An 18,807-nucleotide genomic window follows, 5' to 3' on the forward strand; every position below is an offset into this window, starting at 1 on the left:
TCATGCAAACGATGTCCAATGATCTGCGCAGAATTCTCTCCGAAAGACTCAAACTCGGAGAATTATCGAAGCCCGCTTGCCGCGTCGAGGTAGATCGACTCGTCTTCGTGCCGGGCCGTACCGAAGAACTCGATTTCATTATGAGTGATCCGCGAGAAGAGAAAACGCTGACCCGCACCATCATTCAAGATGGTTCAGGAGAGGGAGGAACTGCTCTATCCAAGATTCCTTTTGTCTTTCCCGTAGAGGGCAAAAGCATCCGAGATATTACAGCCTATATGGGCGACAATCGCAACCACAAAGGGATCGATATCGCTTGTCCAGTCGGCACGCCTATCAAAGCTGCCTGGGCTGGCAAAGTAAAAAAAGTGACCGTGTCTGAAAAATATACGAGCTTTGGCTTTCGCGTAGAAATTCAGCATGCGGATGGCATATGGACCCGCTACGCCCATATGAGCGAAATCCACGTCAAAACAGGGGATTATGTCACGCAGGGCACCATCATCGGAAAAAGTGGCAATACAGGCGATGTCCGCTCTGCCGGCGTTACGAACATGGGCACCTATGACGATCCCAATTCCCCCCGCTCGAAAGGAAGAGGTGCTCATCTGCACTTTGAGGTCTGGAATGGACAAGCCGTCATCGATCCGTTTCCTTATATGAATGGCTCGAAGCATCTGTTCGCTGCCTCTTCCAATAGCGGCGCAGGAGTCACAACCGATGCCACCTATGTTGGAACGCCGGGAGCAATTCTTTTTGACGAACGCTTTACCAATAATACGTGGCACACAAAATCTGTCTATAAAGTAGATGAGCTGACCAAAAAGCTATCCATGATCGCCAGAAGCTCGACGGAGCATAGCAACCTCACCTTTACCTTTGATCCCAAAGGGTACAAGACCGTCTTCCCATCCCCTACCGTTACAACAGGCATGAATCTCAAGCTAACCTCCGTTCACCCCGGCATTTTTAGCATGGGGTTCTCCACCAACTTCGGTGAAGGTGCCGGCGAGCTGCGCGTTTTTTTCAATGGAAAAATGCAAATCAAGGTCAACAAATTCTCCGGGACAGAAAACGTAGAGATTCGTGATATCCCCTTTCCCAATGGCGAAATGGAAATCCGTATCGAGCTGTTTTGGAATGGAAAACAAGTCAATCGTTTTTCCCTCCAATACATTCAGATCAAGGAATTGCAAGGGCGACCTGACCTGTACGGGAACAAAGACAAAGTCGATCCGACTGTACAGCAGGAGTTTTTTGAGGAACGGGAAATTACGAGCACCTTCATGCCTGGTCAGCCGCGAAAAGTATCGCTCCAGGTCGGGAAGTTCGTCTATATGGACACCCTTACTCTGGACAATATTAACCACATCGAAATGGATGACCAGTTTGAAATGGATTCATGTGAGGCACGGATCACGATTTCAAACCCGGGCGGCTACTACAGCCCCGACTATAATCCGTTTTACTTTCCCGAAACCTACAAGGAAACCCCTTGGTCTTATTTTGTGAATGGATTCCATGTCGGTGTCCTCTCTGAAAATACTCCCGTTCGGATCTACATGGGCTATGGTCTGAATTTGATGCGAGTCTTTACAGGCCTGATCGACAAGCTCGATTTAAATGGCGAGGAATCGACCATGACCATTTACTGCCGCGATATGTATAAGAAGATTTTGAACAAGGTCATTACCGAGGACAAGCAATATCCCCCAGATGTCGGACATTCTGCTACACATGATACCAACGTTTTTTCCTCGATGTCTCGTCGGGACAAAATCATCTCGATGGCCAAAAAGCAGGCCAAGCAGCAGGGCCCAGAGCTCGACTATAAGTTTCTGCTTGCCATTGCCGAGCATGAGACGAAAATGGGGACGCTGGGGAAAGGTCTGCCCCCAGGGGACTTCATTCTCGGGTATGGATGCTTTACCGGTGAAAAATGCGACCCGCAATACCAAGGGATCGAGCGTCAGCTCTATCGCGGAGCCGTTCGCTATCGGGAAGCCATGGCGAGCAAAGGGTGGCGTTTCCAATCTGTCGACGATGTCAAATTTTTTTGGCAAGGAGGAGACAAGGGAGCCTATCAATGGGCTGGCGATACGAATTGGCCTAACAGCGTGTGGCAAATCTATCAAAAATTCCGTTCCAGCACGGAGTTTGATTCGATTCCAGAGTGGGAGGGTACCGCACCTGTTCCGACAGAGCCTGCTGCGAAAGCGGCCTATCTCAAATCCGCTATCGTCCAGGACTTGATCGCCCATGCAGGAATGTATGGCTGGCGCAGCAATCCGCAAGACATTTACTACCCCTATGCCATTGTACAAGAGACTAGCTATACCCACGCGACGCAGGCAACAGGCAAGGTTTTCAAGGCTGTGCCTGATAAAGAGGGCGAATTCTTGGAAGTAGATGCCGAATCCATTTTGACCCCAAAAGGTTGGAAAAATCCTTTTATCGAGCCGCCCGGCCGCAAATTCGAATCGTATCAATACAAAGTGGGAGAAGCCATCGCGGAAATCATGAAGGATACAGATTTCCGTTCCTATTGTGACCGTTATGGTACGTATCGCTTGGAAGAGATTGATATGAATCGGCCGATTGTGGCTACGTATACGGAGCACGATAATTTGATCACGATTCATAAGACGATCGATTTTTCCCGTGGCAGAAGCCATCTTGTCATTTTGGATGAAGAAAATAAGGCTGGTCATTTCGTAGACACGGAGATTTTGATGGAGCTGAAAGGCGAGGTCCGCACAGGCGTGAGGCACGTTCCTTTTGCGAAGACAGATGAGTTGAAGCGACTGGCCGCGCGACGATCATTTTTTGATATAAAACGCTTGTGCCGTACGCTGCAAATCTCCATCCCCGGCAACCCTACCCTAGATGTCCTCGATCGCATTTACATTATCGACTCCAATACAACCACTCGCGAAGCGTATACCATCAAAGGAATCCGCACGATGTTTGATGCGGAGAACGGCTATATGCAAATCCTTGATTTATTTTGGAGCAACAACGAGGGGGCGATTGTGTAATGGCCGGGATTGCCAATGATTATTTGATTTACCCCATCCTCGATCTGATCCGTGATGAAGTGCACCGTACCACGACCGTCACAGCAGACCCGTTCTCAGAAGAACCCTCTGTACGTCTGATCCGGGAGCATCCTCTCGACCCGGAAAAGGTCACGGGTGCCAAGCTATTCTACGAGTCTGGCTACATGCTGGATATTTCCCTCACGTTTGGCTCTACAGACACTACCACCTTCCCGCTTGAAGTCGATCAGCTCCATCCAGACTGGGAGTATTATTCTCTCTGGCGTTTGACCTCGGTTACCGCTGTGGGATACGCACCTGACGGAAAAACGGTAGGATCTTACCTGATCCGTCTACTCTATGATACGAGGGGCCTCTTAACTGGCACCGATGTCCTTCGTATAGAGAAAGAGAGGTGAGTACAAGTGGGCTTCTCCGTTGTTTATTCGGGCGGGGGCGTGATCGACAAGGTACGAGAGCTCCCCTACCCGCACTTTTCCAAATTTACCGAGCCCTTCATTCGCGGACGCATGCTTGATGTGACCGCGTCCAAGCAAGTCTTTTCCGATACCTATGCCCTTCCCTATCCGACAGAATTTTTATCCGTAGCTTTTGCTACCAATAATTACTGCGTCGGCGATTACTGGGAGCTGAGTCTGGACGGCGTGAAGGTCTGTGAAACGATCTATACCAAAGAGCTCCCGGAGTCCGTCTCGATGGGAAACAGCTTTGGGATCGTTTATCCACTAAAGCCAAATGCGCAGGTCCGCTTTGACTTCCACAACATTTCAGGTACGGAAAAGAAAGTTTGGTACAATGTGAAATTTTTACGCAAGAAACTGTAAAGGAGGCGTATGGATGCCTAGTAAACAAGTAGCTTGGATCGAGGGCGAGGTCACAGCCGATTTGCTCATCAACAAGCTGGCTGATGAAATCGTCAATGCCAAAATCCCGGATACGAAGAACCGCTGGGAAAAGGTGTTTGAGGTTAATGAAGATAAGTGGGTTACGTATACAAAGACGACTGTTGCGAATACGCAAGGGACGTACAAGCATACGGATGGGAAGAGTTATCCGGTTTATGTTTTGCCGGATTTGAGGGAATTAAGAGCCTCGTACGCTGATATTCCGCTCGTTGATGAAGATGGTTATGTCTATGAAACTCTCGGCACTAGCAACACGAAATCAGGTAAAAAAATTCAGGTAAAGGAATTTGTCTACAAAGATACTGAAGGTAATGACATTCCCCTTTCTGTGCCAGGGCTACTGGTGGTTAATATCGATGATGCTGATCCTTCAAACACCGTCGGAAAGAAAGCCTATGTACTGCTTCAAGGTAAATACGATCTTGATGGAGTTACTTTTACACCCGGTGTCGAATGGAACGAGTACAAGATCATTACACAAATGCCTTCCGATTGGAACGACCTACTTTCAAAAACTAAATGGACTACCTATTTTTCGGGAGGTTACACCACTTACGTTAGTGCCCAACTATACAAATTCGGAATGGTCAAATACACAGCCAACCCCGTCCATCACTACGACCGCACTGTCGTCCTAAAAACCGTTCCTGACGTACCTACAGGCCAAACGCCTAACGATTATTTCGTCATGTTCAAGCATCCCATCCAGCAATACAACTACTTGGATGTGTCCTACGGGAAAGGCTTCACAGGCAAAAATCCGTTTGGAAACTCTGCTGATACCTACCTGCTTGCCTGCGACAAGAGCACCGTCATCCCCGGCAAAGTCCCGGTCGTCCTCGACCAAAAACAAGCCGAGCTTCAATACAACAAATGGAACAATCCCGATGAAACCGACAAATACACCCCGCCTCACGAAGCATGGGCACTCGATTACGATGACAAGGTCGAAATTAAAAGCCCTTCCTCCCACTTTTTCTACGGCGCTGACTCTGTCGTCTCTTGGGTACCAAACAAGAAACGTCGCCCAGACTATTGGGTCGAATACAACCTCTCCGTCAGCAATGATCGTGTAGCAATCGTAATTGAGGGCGATCCTTCGCCTGATATGGATGCTTACTACAGCAGCTTTGCTTATATCGGAAAAACTATTCCTTTTGCTGACTATGACCACAAAGGCAATTTCGGAATTACAGTCGGCATGGGTGATTTGACAAAGGAAAAATCAGGCTTCCTTCCAGCCGACATCAAACAGGACTCCAATCCTAACTACTCGGGCTGGGGACGCTATACCTCCAACGGCATGTACTCCTTCTCCATGCTGCAAACCCGAAGCTCCGTCTATTTCCAAGCGTACTACCCTGCCTTCATTACCCAGCTCCCTAAATACGATGGAGTGGGCACAATCCCTCCTGAGCTGTCCAAGATGGTACTCGAAGCAAACGGCTTCCAAAGCTCGAAATGGACGAAGAAATATCACGCGTCGCCGATCTATCTGGTGCATCAGTTCGAAGGTTATCGTGGCTACCTCGACAGTGTCGTAGCAATTGAGGATCATAATCTGATCAACAAGGACGAGCTTGTCGTAGATACAGAGGAACCAAAAGATCCGAAGGACCCCGCTGCCGGAACCTGGACAGAGGTTTACAAGTTCTTCCGAATCAATACCCCTGTCAACTTCTTCAAGTACTCCCCCAACCCTACTGATTGCACCATCGCTATCTTAAAAGAAGTATATTAAAGGAGGAATTTCACATGGCCAATTTTAAATATATTGAAAAAATCACCACTTCTAAAGAGCTCCTGGATACGATTAAATCCGAAATTGAACAACTTACCAACTATACCTTTAACCCAGCCGCCGGAGAAACACAAGAAAAATCAACCTGGACGGTCATGACCGATCTGATCAAAAAAGATACCGCTTCTGGCAAAACCTCCGAGCTTGTCCTGAAGGGCATCTCCAGCATTAACAACGTGACCAAAGAGTTTTATGTTAAATTCGTCAATCCAGGCTTCACCAACCCGAAGGAGCATAGCTCCTTGACGGTTCAAGTATTGGAAGGATACAACGCGACAGCCAAAACCTTCGCAACAGAAGGACATCCAGTCAATTTCGAATGGGCTGACGAGAAATTCGTCACGAGTGACAAACGACCGACAGATCGTACGATAGACAAACCTGTCTACCTGTACATGAACGTGATGAACAATCGCCTTTCCCTCGTTGCTGTTGGCGATCCCGCTGTTCACTTTGAAGATTATCGCAAAAGCTTCCTGTACGTGGGCGCACTGAAACCATTCAAGTACAACATGGATGATGTGGTTGGAAACATCATGCTGACGGCTGGTGCTGTCGCTGCTGAGCCTGCTGCACCAATCGCCCCACACGATTATGGTCAATACACCTCTTTTGGCAACAACACCTTGCAAATGCTGGCGACAAAATCGGGCATTCGCTTCCAAAAACACTACCCTGCCTTCATTACCCAAGCTCCACAACCTGGCAAGGCATATTCCGATAGCAAGCTCGGCGACACTGGACTTCTTCTGGAGCCTCAAGGCTTTAACGCATCTGCTTGGACACGCCGTTACCATTTGAGCCCGATTTATGTCGTGCATGGCTACGATGGATACCGCGGCAGCCTGGATGCATGCATTGCTGTTTCGAAAAACAACATTCTCCACTTGGATGAGTTGATCATTGATGTCGATCCGAGCGACACGACCAAGAAACACAAGCAGGAAGTATACCGCTATTTCGACCACAATACCGAGCAAAATTTCATGAACTACTCCGCCAACGTAAAAATGGGAGTCGCATTCCTGAAGGAAGTTCGCTACTAAAAGAAGTCCCTCGAAAACCGTATAGTTAGCATAAGGGGGAAACTAGAACACATATCTGGTCTTCCCCCTTCTTTTTGGGAGGTGAACCATTTGACCGGGATTTCTTCTCTAGCAGCCTATCAATTCAGACTTGCAGACCACCATGCTTCTATTCGCAACTATATAGGAAAAGTAACTTTCACGACTTCTCCCTCCCGTACGTATTCCTTCGTCTATATTCCCTACGGACAAAGTGCCAGCATGGTCATGCTGGATTATTTGCTCGCGAATCGAAAATGTTTTGCCTCCGCTGAGCTTCAAGATTCCTTGCAGGATATGATACGGAATGATACCAGCATGGCAAATCCTATGGATCTGGTCGTGGTATCCGATCGCTCTCTGCTTCAAGAGAGCTTGCTTCAGGACGAGATCTTGGACGCTGACCGAATTATTAAGCAGCCATTACAAGTTATTCGTCGCGTTCATTTATCGGATCGGATCAAAACAGCAGGGATGGCACAGCTCGATCCGACCAAAATGTCCGTGCGCGTCAATAAGGATGAGCTGAATATTGATTTGCCACCAACATCGGCAAGCCGTTCCATTTCTACCGAAGCTGCCGTTGGGAAAGATAAACCTAGCGCAACACGAACTGAGCGATTCGCAGGAAAAAAGATAAACGAATGGTTCACGGGAGTGCGTACTTCTACATTTGATTTATTCATCAGCACCGAAAGAAGCTTGGCTGAGCGAAAGTTTTGGGCTTCTCTCTTTGTGCAGATGGAAAGAGAATACGCAACCAGATCAATCACTCACAACCTATCTATTGAGAACAGCCTACCTCTTTCCAGCCGGGATAACAGACATGCCATGTTTACGGATTGGTCCCGTTCCATTGGCGAGCGTCATTTTGCCTTCGAGATGACCCGACACCTCGTGCAAGCCTTCCACCGGATGAAAACAAAGCCGACGAAGGTGCTTCGCGACATGGACTGGGCTTACCTCAAAGCCCGTCAGTATGACGCCTTGCTGCACTTCCTACAACGTGCAAGCAGGATTGCTACGCAAGACTTAGCTATCCATCGAGCTTCTACAGGTTTTCGAAGCATGCGTCAAGATGGTTCCCTTTTACAAAAGCACGACTGGGGCTATCGAGATTTCACGCGTCTTCTCTCCCTCGATTCCTTTTCACCAACAGCCTTCCGACCCTACCAAAAAGACTTGTTCATCACTCACTCTCGACTCCATGCTACTCGTCCCTATCACTCCTTAGGCACACTCATGACGGAATATGCAATCGGGAATCGGGACGTGGTTTCAGACCTCGCTATTTTCCTATCACAGATTACGGGAACCCGAACGATTCAAACAGATGCTTCGCTCATGACCTATCTGGAACAAAGCTCCCGCCACAATAGCCACCCCTTGTTTGTTCCCAATCCCATCAATGATTCTCTTCGTGAAAAAACCAATCCGCTCTGGATTCCTCAGCACTTCGAACTCGGAAAAAAAGAGCTTTCTCGCCCCACTTCGATTATCAGGGATGATGTTCGCGCAAATCGCCAGCTCATGCATGCTGCTCATCTTTGGGAAAAGGAACGCCCTATCAATCTGAGTGGAGGCAAAGCACCTAAGCCATCTTTTTATCAGAATGAGGATGACATTTTCGCCAACCTGGAAAATGTACGCCCAAGTCTTCTACAAGAATGGCTCGCTGCCCAGCTCTATTCTCGCGAAGCAACTAAGGATGGGTTGTTGGCAGAAGAGATGATCTTCGCAGCAATGTTACGCTTACTGCCCGCTCATCTTTTGGAAGACATCCTTGCTTCCAAAGAATTTCCTTCCCACCTGATGGATGACATGATTTTTGCCTCGCGCCTTACAGACGGCCAAAGCATTCTGGAAGCACTCATGGAATGGGCGCTGACCAACAAGACTTTCGATGCTTACGTAGATGAGGAATTTTTGGAGGGCGTGCGGACGCGGGTTCAGGCATTGATTGAATCTGAAGTCATTTTCAGTAAAGCGTTGCAAGACAGGGCCGGCATTCTTTCCTTTGAGACATGGGAGTCCACCCGTCCGAACGAGGTTCTCTCGCATCTGGAGGAAGACGGGGTTGCAGGAAAACGGGAAGCTTTGCTCCCTTCCACGGTTGATGAGGTCGAAATCACCAGCCAAATGGAGGCAGCCCCTGCAACCATTGCAGAAGCACTCGTTGGCGAAGATATGTTCCGTCCAGCCGAGCTGCAAATCGAGCATCCTTTTAGTTACATGGAACCCGATCCGTCCTTTTTGTTCGACGAGCATACAGCTCGTAAATCCGCTCACGCCAGCGATCTTGACGAGTTGCCGGTCACCGCACTGCTTCGCAGCAGAATCACGGAATTGTGCAGCGGCTATCTCTTCGCTACCTCCCCACATGAACGAGCCAGTTACCTCCTCGATTTGTACGATGTGGCAGAAAAAAGCGCACGTGATGGAGAACTGCAAGATGATGAATGGCGAAAGTATGCCAAGCTCGCGCTGGAACAAACGGTATTGCATGAGCAACTGATTGCCTATCAGCCGGAAGCAGCAGCTCATTTGATCGAATCCATCCTCAGCTACAAGCAACCGGATCAAGCTGTTATCAACACGGATTGGATAGCGAACAACCAAGAACGCGCTACCTCTCTTCTCACCCAAGTCATGGGTAAAAAAGAACTCGCAGATGCCGTCATTCTGGAATACTTGGCTGGCCAATTGGATCGCGGAAAAGGTTATATCGAGCAACCATTACTTTCTGTTCGCGACTACAAGAAGGCGTGGGCAGATCGTATAGAAGAAATAGGACAAGGTTTGGTCTACGACTACTCGGATGATGTACTCGAAGCAGAACATGATCCCGAGCATTGGTCAGGTGGTTTTTCTGTTCCAGAAGTATACGATCCCCACGATCCATTCAATGCGTACTATCCTTGGACGACAGATATGAATGCGCTCGCGATGGGGCAAGACAACTGGACTCGTTTTGGTTCTGGCACATGGGAGCATAATCGCGACCAAGGCACATTTACCCATCCAAAAGGCTCCAGTGGCATGAGTGGTTACATCCGAAACGACTTTACCTATACAGACTATCAGTTTGAGGTCGATTTCAAAGTCGATGAGCCCGCAGATGGTGACAGCGCTGGCATCGTGTTCAAATATCACAATGCTCAGAACTACTGGATGTTTGTCGTCAGTGACGGAAGCGCCAGCGGTATGCCGCGACCCATGCAGCTTTTTAAGGTAGAGAATGGTAGATCAATCATGTACTCTACCCCGATGAACCCGTTTGCCTGGGAAAAAGAGAAATGGTATACGCTGCGTGTTTTGGTTACGGGCAACCGCATCCGCCTCTGGGTAGATCATAACCTGCAATACGATTTTACGGATTAGAGGTGATCATTTTGGGTCATACGTTTGGCATTTTTTCTAAATCAGTGGGCAACGTCACATTCGGAAAAATGCGCTCCTCATTGGTAGAGGGCGCATTCCACCCGAATCATCCGGACAACCCGGACAGCCCCAATCGGCCTCGTGCAGAGGATCGCTACGCTGGGTATCAAAATCCGCTCTTAGGCGATCCTGGCAAAGGTCAGATTGGTCGTTGGCAGACGGTCAATCTCGACTCTCTCGAAAGCATGATCGACCAGATGATTGAGCAATTTGTCCGAGACAAAAATTGGTACGCCAAGGTTCGTTGCCGCGAAGCGCTTTGGAACATGTACCGTCGCCTGGAATGGTGGGTCAACCAGCAAATCGATCCGCAAAAAAACGACTACCAGCGCGCCCTGCTCATGGTACGAGATTGCATTTACAAAATCCTGAAAAACGCCGAGCAGCCGGATGGAACCCATCAAGATGTTTCGCTGCCAGTCTGCCCGGCTCCTTACTATCATCATTTCAGCGGCTACTATCTCAATCATTACGATGCCATCGATAAAGAAGTCCCGACCTTCGATATGCGGACCCTCCCGCTGTCGGACAAGTTTCACGGCTTGTTCCGCTACGTCTCCTCGACGGAGGATCAGGAATGGAAGATAGTTCACTCCATCGGCTCCAATGAGATGGCGGGGAACGAAAATATCATGAAGCTGGATGTGACCACACTCAAGCATGGCAACTCCAGTAAAGTGACTTTTCAATGGCGCTTTAAAAAGCAAGGCTTCATTCGTTTCAAGTACATGGCCAGCACCGCTCCTGGGGATGGGCTGCTGTTTTTTATTAACAATAATCAGGTTGGCGGGGAATGGAATCAAAACAGCAGTTGGCAGGAAGCAAAGTTTAACGTCAAGCCGGGGCAGACGTATAAGTTTGATTGGTTTGTGCGTCGGATGAGTGATCGGCGGTTTGGGGAAAATGCGGTTTATGTTAAAGATGTGGAGTGTGTTGAGGTGGTGCAGAGCTTGGATGAGCAGACGCCGCCGGATGTGGATACGTTGGGGGATGCGGCTTATAACATTCCAGGGTGGGAATGGATTACGTTTTCAGATAAGAGCATCATCACCACTTATTTTTCAGGAGTAAACGACACACTTTCAAGGAAAGTTCAGAGAGTACTTGATGCGGAGTGCGCTGGAGATTTCAGTTTTCAATATGAAATGGGAGTGGATAACCCGCCCTATACGAATGAATCTGCTCTATTTTTCGATGAAAGATTTGCTTCCCGTACCCAAATCGGCGAAGGAGTACGAGGAAGTACCGCGGTCTCACAACATGGATGGCAGTGGTCATTAGATGGACGTTCCTCCTCCACTCAAGAAGATTCAGCTATCATTTCCTATGATATTGAAATTGGTGACAACTGTACCGTTGATTTAACAGGAGATGTCCAACTGATTTGTCCACCACTAGAGATTGATCACTATGAGGAACGAACCACCAATGTTTCTGATCCTTTAAACTTCTCCTTCACCGGGGTGAGTCACTGGGAATGGAAGTCGATTCCCGGACTTGGCAGCGGAATTTATATGCAGGACCCTATTGTTTCTGGAAATGGAGATGCCACCTATACTTTTGATCTGGAGGCTGATGGGTGGATTGAGTTTAGCTTTACCACAGGTTTACGTGATACAGAAAGACTCCTCGTCATTATCAATGACGTACAACAACTAGAAGCAACGGGAGATGAATGGGAGAAAAATGTACAGCTCCCATTAGTAAAAGGCCGCAATACCGTTATTTTTCGAATTCAAGATGACCTGACAGAAGAACCCCTGGAAGAAACTTATCCTGGTGAATTCTCTTATCGCTCGTCAAGCGGCAAACATAAAACACCAATGGGCAGCTATATTGATGTAGACCGGGAATGGAAAACAGACAGAAACTCGAGTTATACAAAAGAAGATCGTGCAGAAAATGTTTACGACATCTTCCTGAACCCTGGTTCCTCCTTTGACTTTTCGGAAGAACTGGAGCTGAAAAGTCTCGTTGATGAATCAGAGGAAGATGAATATGAAGTAATTTTCTCTGAGGATTTCAATGATCGCGATAATTATGCACGTGAAATTCGTGTCGATGACAATTGGGAATGGGAAGATATCGTTACTCGTTATCATGGAGAAGGTCACGGAGGAGACGGTGTACTCAAGGTTGAGAATAAAGACGGTACCAAGAACCGCCTTTATGTCGAGAATATAGATTTGGATGAACCGGGGTTCGTAAAGTTCGAATATGGCGGTTCCTTTTCAGACTACGAGTATCTCAGTCTATATAGTAACAATCGGTTAATTTGGTCTGAAAACAAAAGCACAAGTGATCCTCTTGGTCATACGGTAGTAGTTCCACTTAGCCGAGGAAAGCAAACGTTAAAGTGGGTATTTGAAGATTGCGATGAAGTTGAGGTTGAGGACCCCGATTCCGATTATGAGCCGCCGACGAAGCCAGATCCTTCTACAGGTGGCGAGCAGTGCTATCCGGCTGGAACAGAGACTTATCTGGCTGAATACGGTGTTAACTATGACCCTCAGCCAGTTCGTGAATCCAAAAGAAAGTTTAGAGTTGCCTGGAACACCAATGCTCATAGACCCATTAAGATTTACTATGATGGTTCAGTACCCATTGCTCAAGGTACCGAAAAAGATGGTTTTACAATCAGACGGCATATTAATAACTCCCCCATTACAATAGCCAAATATTCAGAGCGATTAAAAATCTATGCTGGTAAAGGCTATGATGTTCCAAATGCATTCGATGTCCCTGTCAAATGGGTTTTCCGCTCTCATCCTGACGCTGCTAAAAAGACACCGATACACTTTGATAATACGTATGTGATCACGTCTGAACAGGTTGCAAATAAAAATAATTCTTCCACCTATTGGTACGCCATCTTTGACAGTGTAGGTAATGAAAATATAGAAGTTGAGTTTGACTATCAATACTATTGCTACGAATTAAATAGTCAACAAGGTAATAATAATGGGCGACAAGTCTCTACGCGAAGATTATATGGTCAAGCAGTCGCGACAGGATACGATCCCAAAACAAATTCTCATATTTTTCCTCGTAAAAGTATTGGTTGGAGTACCCCAACAATCACAACTACAGGAAATAAGAGGATGAATGTAGGAAACACGCAGAATCCCTATAAAATAAAAGATTGGAGCGGCGCTAAACACCATGGCCCCAAAAAATTTTATTGTAATAAGCCAGGTACCTATTGCATTGTCTTTGACGTCCGACGAACTTTTTTTAAAGACTCAACGTTTGGAAAAGATAGTATCCCCTATTACATCGCTATTCGCAATCTCAAATTAACATCCAATAAACACCGTAAATTCAGCAACAACTATGACGACACTAAAGTAGAAGTTACTGTAACGGATATAACTAATCGAACAATTATTGATTCCTACCCCTTATCAGCAGGTCCTACAGGTCAGGCTGAACATTTCATAGAGTACGATGTCCCTCTAGGTAAACACTATCGTTTTGATTACAAGCTTTTAAAGGGAATAAGCCAGAGGGGAGGATTAGATGACAACGGAGGTGTCTTTACTCTAAGTCAAGGAAAAGCTGTAGAAAAGTGGTCTAAATATTGTACCGATAAACTAGGCTCCACTTATCCAAGAGACCAATCTCCATATGAACCCAATCTCCCCCCTCCAACTCAAGTAATCATACCTGACGACTCCTGGTGTTGGATCGATACAATCGAGATCAGGCAAAGTAAAAAATCAAAACCATGCCGTGATGCCTATGTCCGCGTAAGAGTTCACGACGAAGACAACGGAACCATCCTATCCGAAGAGAAATACTCTGATTTTGATGATATACAAACAATTAAGGCTGCCATTACCAATGATTCTGACGAAGGGAAAAATTATTCTATCCGAATCAAGTTCTATACGGATTGCGATGCCGAAGCGAGATTAAGTAATGGAGAATATACCTTCCACGACAAACTCCCCCTCCCTAAATCATCGGTTTTTGTCTACAATTTCAAAACAACAGCCAACGTCCCAATATGGATGGGCGGATGCAACGGCAGCAATATTCAGGTAAACATCTATGATCAAACAGGCAACAAACTTCAAAACACTACCGTGAATCTCTCCGGAAACTACGACTTTACCCTCGAAAACCTATCCAAACCTAACGTTACCAAAGTACGCGTTGAAATTACTACAGAACAAAAAGGCGAAATAAGCGAGTGGACTGGTAAAAGTTATTTGACTACGTTCAAGCTACGAAATTTCAAGGCATCGGAAAATTGGACAATTGTCCCCTCTCCTTTTAATAGCCAATTGGACTTTTTCATTGATGGCGTTCTTCGAGGCAGCTATACAAATGCTGGTGGAGCTCCAGTGTTTCAAGTAGATAGAGGAAGACATACTTTCACCTGGGTATTTACAGCAAAAGGTACAACTGAGGTCTGGGATTACTGCAATATCGACTACATCAAACTAACCAACTGGATCTGCGACAAGGTCCTCGTCACCCCCTACTGCGATCCCGGCAGCGGAGACAAATGCGTCGAAGCATTGATCAAATGCTTGCTGGCGATCTGGAAACAACGCCCTGAGGCATGTGTGATTGGCAAACGAATATGGCTATTTACGTAAGGAGGTACTTCTATGAGTGTAGTTTCTCGGCGTAAATCGGGGTTTCTCTTCGAGGATTCTTTCGATTCTCTTACCCTCGATTCCAAGTGGAACATGACACCGAATGATTCTTCAAGGTGGTCGTTAACAGACGCACCAGGCTCTCTCCGTTTAAAAGGCGGAGCTGAGCCACTTCAACTCTTTTTAGACACACTTACCCCCATGAAGCAATTCGTCCTCGATATGAAAAATTCATACAATCCGAAAGCTTCCGGAAGCACAGGCGGATTGACTGTCTTCATAAACCACAATGACTTTTTCCACGTCGAAGAATATTACGATGCAACGCAAGGCACTGCGAAAACCTTCCCCTGGCTCCGGCTAGTACGCGACTACAATACCTACACCGCGTATTGGTCCGAGGACGGCGTCATCTGGCACATCATCGGTTCGGAGGAATTCAATCGCCTTGCTCCCAAAATCGGTATGTTTCTCAACAGCAGCGCTACAGACGACTATCTGGACATGGAACACGTCCGCGTTTTCTCCCTCCCCACTCTCACTGTTTCAAACCTCTCCCCCGGCACCCGCGTGGAACTGCTCGATTCCACAGGAGCCGCTGTCGACTCCAAAACGTGTCGGACAAGCCAAACCTCCATTCAATTTGATATGACTCAGCGTCCTATCCCTTTCACTGGCTCTCTTCGTTTTGCGGAAGCAGACGGCAAAACAACGATTAGCTCTAGCGACCAGATGAAAATGTGGGGCGGAGACGAATACGACTTTTCCCCCTCTCCCACCCTCTTTTTTATCGATGGCGAAGGAAATGAGGTCCACCTGCAAGACAACACGGAGGAGTTTCTCGGTCATATGCTCCAAGGCCAGTATAGGGAAGTGAAAATGATCGCCCGCAATACAATGCATCATGGAACCTTTACAGGTATCCAAGGTGTTCTCACCTCCTATGCAGGTACCGATCAGTACAAGCGGCTTGTAGATGTCGCCGTAGACCAAAACGGAGTGCCCGGCACGTGGGGCGATTCTTTCACCCTGCCAGATACTGCCGCAGGAAAAGAACAAGTTTTCTGGACGCGGATTTCCCGAGAAACAGATCCAGCACTCATAGATAAAACCACGCATGTCCATTTCGGGCTCAATTTGTCCGCCGTTTATACCAAATAAATCGAAAAGGAGCTGAACGTATGTCGGTCAGAATCACCCGAACAGGTACTGAAGTCGTCAAGGATCATAATGAGTTGGCCAATAAGGGAAAACGTACCCACGCTGAAATCGACTCCTACCTTCTGGAGCTGGATGACGCTAGAGAGGATAAACCGAGCTTAAAGGATAGATTCCGTGAGCTAAAAAACAAAGATGATGAACAGGATCGTCAGCTTGATGCTTTGAAAGGTGCTGTTTCTACCTTTCAAACGGGGCTGAATACGTTATCGTCAGCGGTCAGTGCGGCAGAAGCAAAAAACCAGACGCAAGATCTTCGTCTTTCGCAAGTCGAACAAAAAAACGCACAGCAAGACCAAGCCATTTTGAAGCTGCAAAGTGATGTCTCCTCTAACCCGAACGCCGAGGTCGTCGCTGCACGTCGGGATCGGGATGGCAGGACGTTTCCCAGTCTGAAAGCTCGGTTGGATGACATGCAGGGAAAGATTGGTGCTGGGGGTGGCGGGGGAAATGATGGCGGGGGAACAACTACCACGAAGCCGTTAGTTGACGTCGTTGCTGCGACTAATATTTTGCGCAATGCTTATCGGACTTTGGAAAGTGCAGGGCAGGGAGCTACGGTTAGGCATAATATGTATGCTGATGCATTTGTAAATACATCAGGAATAGATCTATTTAAGTCTGAATCCTTTCAAATTGCGAATGGAAGATTCGGCAAAACTACTGGCGAAGTTTACAAATGGGATGATTTGGGTGTACAAACAGCTTCTTCTACCGGGGATTTCAGCAATAGAAATACTGCCTATAGAACGTTTAAAGCCAATAACATTTCTCCTGTCTATTCGGTTGAAAAAATTGCAGACGATAATTCTGCTGTCACGCCAGGTGGATTCTCTGATTATTGGCTTCAAGACGGTACAAGTGCGGACCTCTATATGAAATGGAAGACACCTGTTTTGGTATCCAAAATTATTCTTTGGATGAACGGAAGTTATGGTAAGGATCACAACTATTGTGATCATCAATTTTTTGTCAAAGATCCTTCTTCCAATCAATGGGTAGAAGTTACTTCAAGAGTAAATCTCAATTCTCCAAGGGACATGGGTATAAACGGAGATGGTTCTTGGCACTATCCTATCGTCCTTGACTATCCCATTAATGAACTTAAAGTTACCGTATGGAGTAAAATCCATTATCAAAATATGACGGTTACTGAAATACAAATTCTCTATGTTTCTGAAAATAATCCTGTCATGGTTTCAAACCCGATTCCATTAGCAAAGGCCCCTTCTCACCTTTTACTAGATGCTGAGTATGAGGGGAGTATCAGCATTGATTTGTCATTAGATGGAGGAACAACTTTCACAAAAGACGTTCCTTTGAATCAGTTAGTTGACTTACGCAGCTTTCTACCAGGTACTTCTCTCGTCATTCGAGCCAACCTTAGTGAAACAGCAGTACTAAATAGCATTGGCTGCATTTGGTATGACGAAGACACTCTCCCCACTTATACAGATACGGTAGGCAGTAGTTCAGGCGGTAACGTACCTGGTAACGGTAATTCAATGATCCAGATAGAGAAATATGGCGTTATCGCATCTCCTGTTTCTCCTTTAGAAGTAAATATCACCATCCCCTACACTTCTGATTATAAATTACCCCCTATTGAGGTTTTGAAATTTGCCCCCGGTAAACAAAATTATACTTTCGAAATTGCAGCCTTTTCTAGTAACGAGGCCCCTAACTTTGACCATGACAATTATTTGGAGCTGGATGGAAAATTCCGGCTTAAAACAGACTATTCGTTTGAATTGACAGAGGACACTGTGCTTCCGTCTGGTCATAGTGTGTACTCTTTTACTCTCAATGTTAACCAATACTCGAGTATTGAGAAAATTGGGGTGACTTAAATATCTCCTAAGTACCTTCTTTTAAAAGAAACGCGACATCATGATGGAAATACTACTGCAGCATTTAGAAATCGGATTCGTAGAGGCTCTGCTAACAGTGTAACAATCAGATTCGCTTTAGACCTGTACTGAATATAGAGAGGAATGATGAGGAATGCCAACGCCCGCTACAACAGGACAACTACGGACTAAAATCGCAGCTATGGAGATTGGCGATTATCTAAAGGTTAACTGGATTGGGCCTGCCACTTATGAAATAGGCGATGGAGGAAAGCCAGAATGCCCTGTTTCTGGCATCTTCTACAATACTGATCCCTCTAAGCCAGCTAGCCACCTAAATTACTTTTTTTATTTTATTAAAATTGATAAGGGATTACTGGTTTGTGACCGTGTTTGGTATCATACAGTTTCCTGGGATACTTTAAATAGTGGCAAGCAAGTTCAAGGGCTTGCAGCAAAAGTAGATGATATAAATGGATGGGTCCGCTGTCTAACGGGCGGAGTAGCTTATACAGATGAAAACGGACGTCTTTCCCTAACTGACAAAAATAAAGGCGCATGGCCTCTCAATAATGAGTGGGATAAGTACATTGTGAATTTCCCAGTGGATATGATCCAACCAGGAAAAACACTAGATGATGTTTTTCATTGGAAGGGAGTATGGTCAATAACTCAAGATACGCCAGCTAATGGTCTTCAAGATGCTAGTGGAAGTGTACAAGCAAACTTACCTTACAACCGCATACTAAGAGGCGGAGGGTTTAATGAAGCTACTCCTGCCAATGACATAGGCTACACTACTTCGGCAAACAAGCTTTCCACAATCGGTTTCCGGCCAGTATTTGAATACAAGGAGGTATAG

General features: G+C 46.5%; 10 protein-coding genes. All 10 read left to right on the forward strand.

The window, feature by feature from the left end:
- Positions 1-2 precede the first annotated feature (2 nt).
- Complete coding sequence (locus ASG16_RS09730) at positions 3-3,038, forward strand: M23 family metallopeptidase (RefSeq protein WP_056494789.1); 3,036 nt, start codon at positions 3-5, stop codon at positions 3,036-3,038.
- On the forward strand, positions 3,038-3,457 hold the full coding sequence (locus ASG16_RS09735) for a hypothetical protein (RefSeq protein WP_056494786.1): 420 nt from the start codon (positions 3,038-3,040) through the stop codon (positions 3,455-3,457). Before ASG16_RS09730 ends, ASG16_RS09735 begins: the two co-directional genes overlap by 1 nt.
- Positions 3,458-3,463: 6 nt before the next feature.
- Entirely contained in the window at positions 3,464-3,883 is a 420-nt protein-coding gene (locus ASG16_RS09740) for a DUF8551 domain-containing protein (RefSeq protein WP_007717420.1), read from the forward strand.
- Positions 3,884-3,896: 13 nt separating this feature from the next.
- A complete protein-coding gene (locus ASG16_RS09745; RefSeq protein ID WP_056494783.1) occupies positions 3,897-5,705 on the forward strand; it encodes a hypothetical protein in 1,809 nt (602 codons plus the stop codon).
- 14 nt (positions 5,706-5,719) lie between these two features.
- Positions 5,720-6,811, forward strand: a complete 1,092-nt coding sequence (locus tag ASG16_RS09750; RefSeq protein WP_056494780.1) for a hypothetical protein — start codon at positions 5,720-5,722, stop codon at positions 6,809-6,811.
- 81 nt (positions 6,812-6,892) lie between these two features.
- Positions 6,893-10,210: a 3-keto-alpha-glucoside-1,2-lyase-like domain-containing protein gene (locus tag ASG16_RS09755; protein ID WP_241970728.1), complete on the forward strand. Its 3,318-nt coding sequence runs from the start codon at positions 6,893-6,895 to the stop codon at positions 10,208-10,210.
- 2 nt (positions 10,211-10,212) lie between these two features.
- Positions 10,213-14,877 carry a hypothetical protein gene (locus tag ASG16_RS09760; RefSeq protein ID WP_241970729.1) on the forward strand — a complete coding sequence of 1,555 codons (4,665 nt, stop codon included), beginning with the start codon at positions 10,213-10,215 and terminating at the stop codon, positions 14,875-14,877.
- A 12-nt stretch (positions 14,878-14,889) separates the two neighbouring features.
- Positions 14,890-16,038: a beta-xylosidase family glycoside hydrolase gene (locus tag ASG16_RS09765; protein ID WP_056494774.1), complete on the forward strand. Its 1,149-nt coding sequence runs from the start codon at positions 14,890-14,892 to the stop codon at positions 16,036-16,038.
- A 20-nt stretch (positions 16,039-16,058) separates the two neighbouring features.
- The gene (locus tag ASG16_RS09770; RefSeq protein WP_056494772.1) at positions 16,059-17,945 is read left to right on the forward strand and encodes a hypothetical protein; all 1,887 of its coding nucleotides are present in this window, start codon (positions 16,059-16,061) and stop codon (positions 17,943-17,945) included.
- 154 nt (positions 17,946-18,099) lie between these two features.
- On the forward strand, positions 18,100-18,807 hold the full coding sequence (locus ASG16_RS09775) for a hypothetical protein (RefSeq protein WP_056494768.1): 708 nt from the start codon (positions 18,100-18,102) through the stop codon (positions 18,805-18,807).

The organism is Brevibacillus sp. Leaf182, from assembly GCF_001423865.2.
GTDB lineage: Bacteria > Bacillota > Bacilli > Brevibacillales > Brevibacillaceae > Brevibacillus > Brevibacillus brevis_C.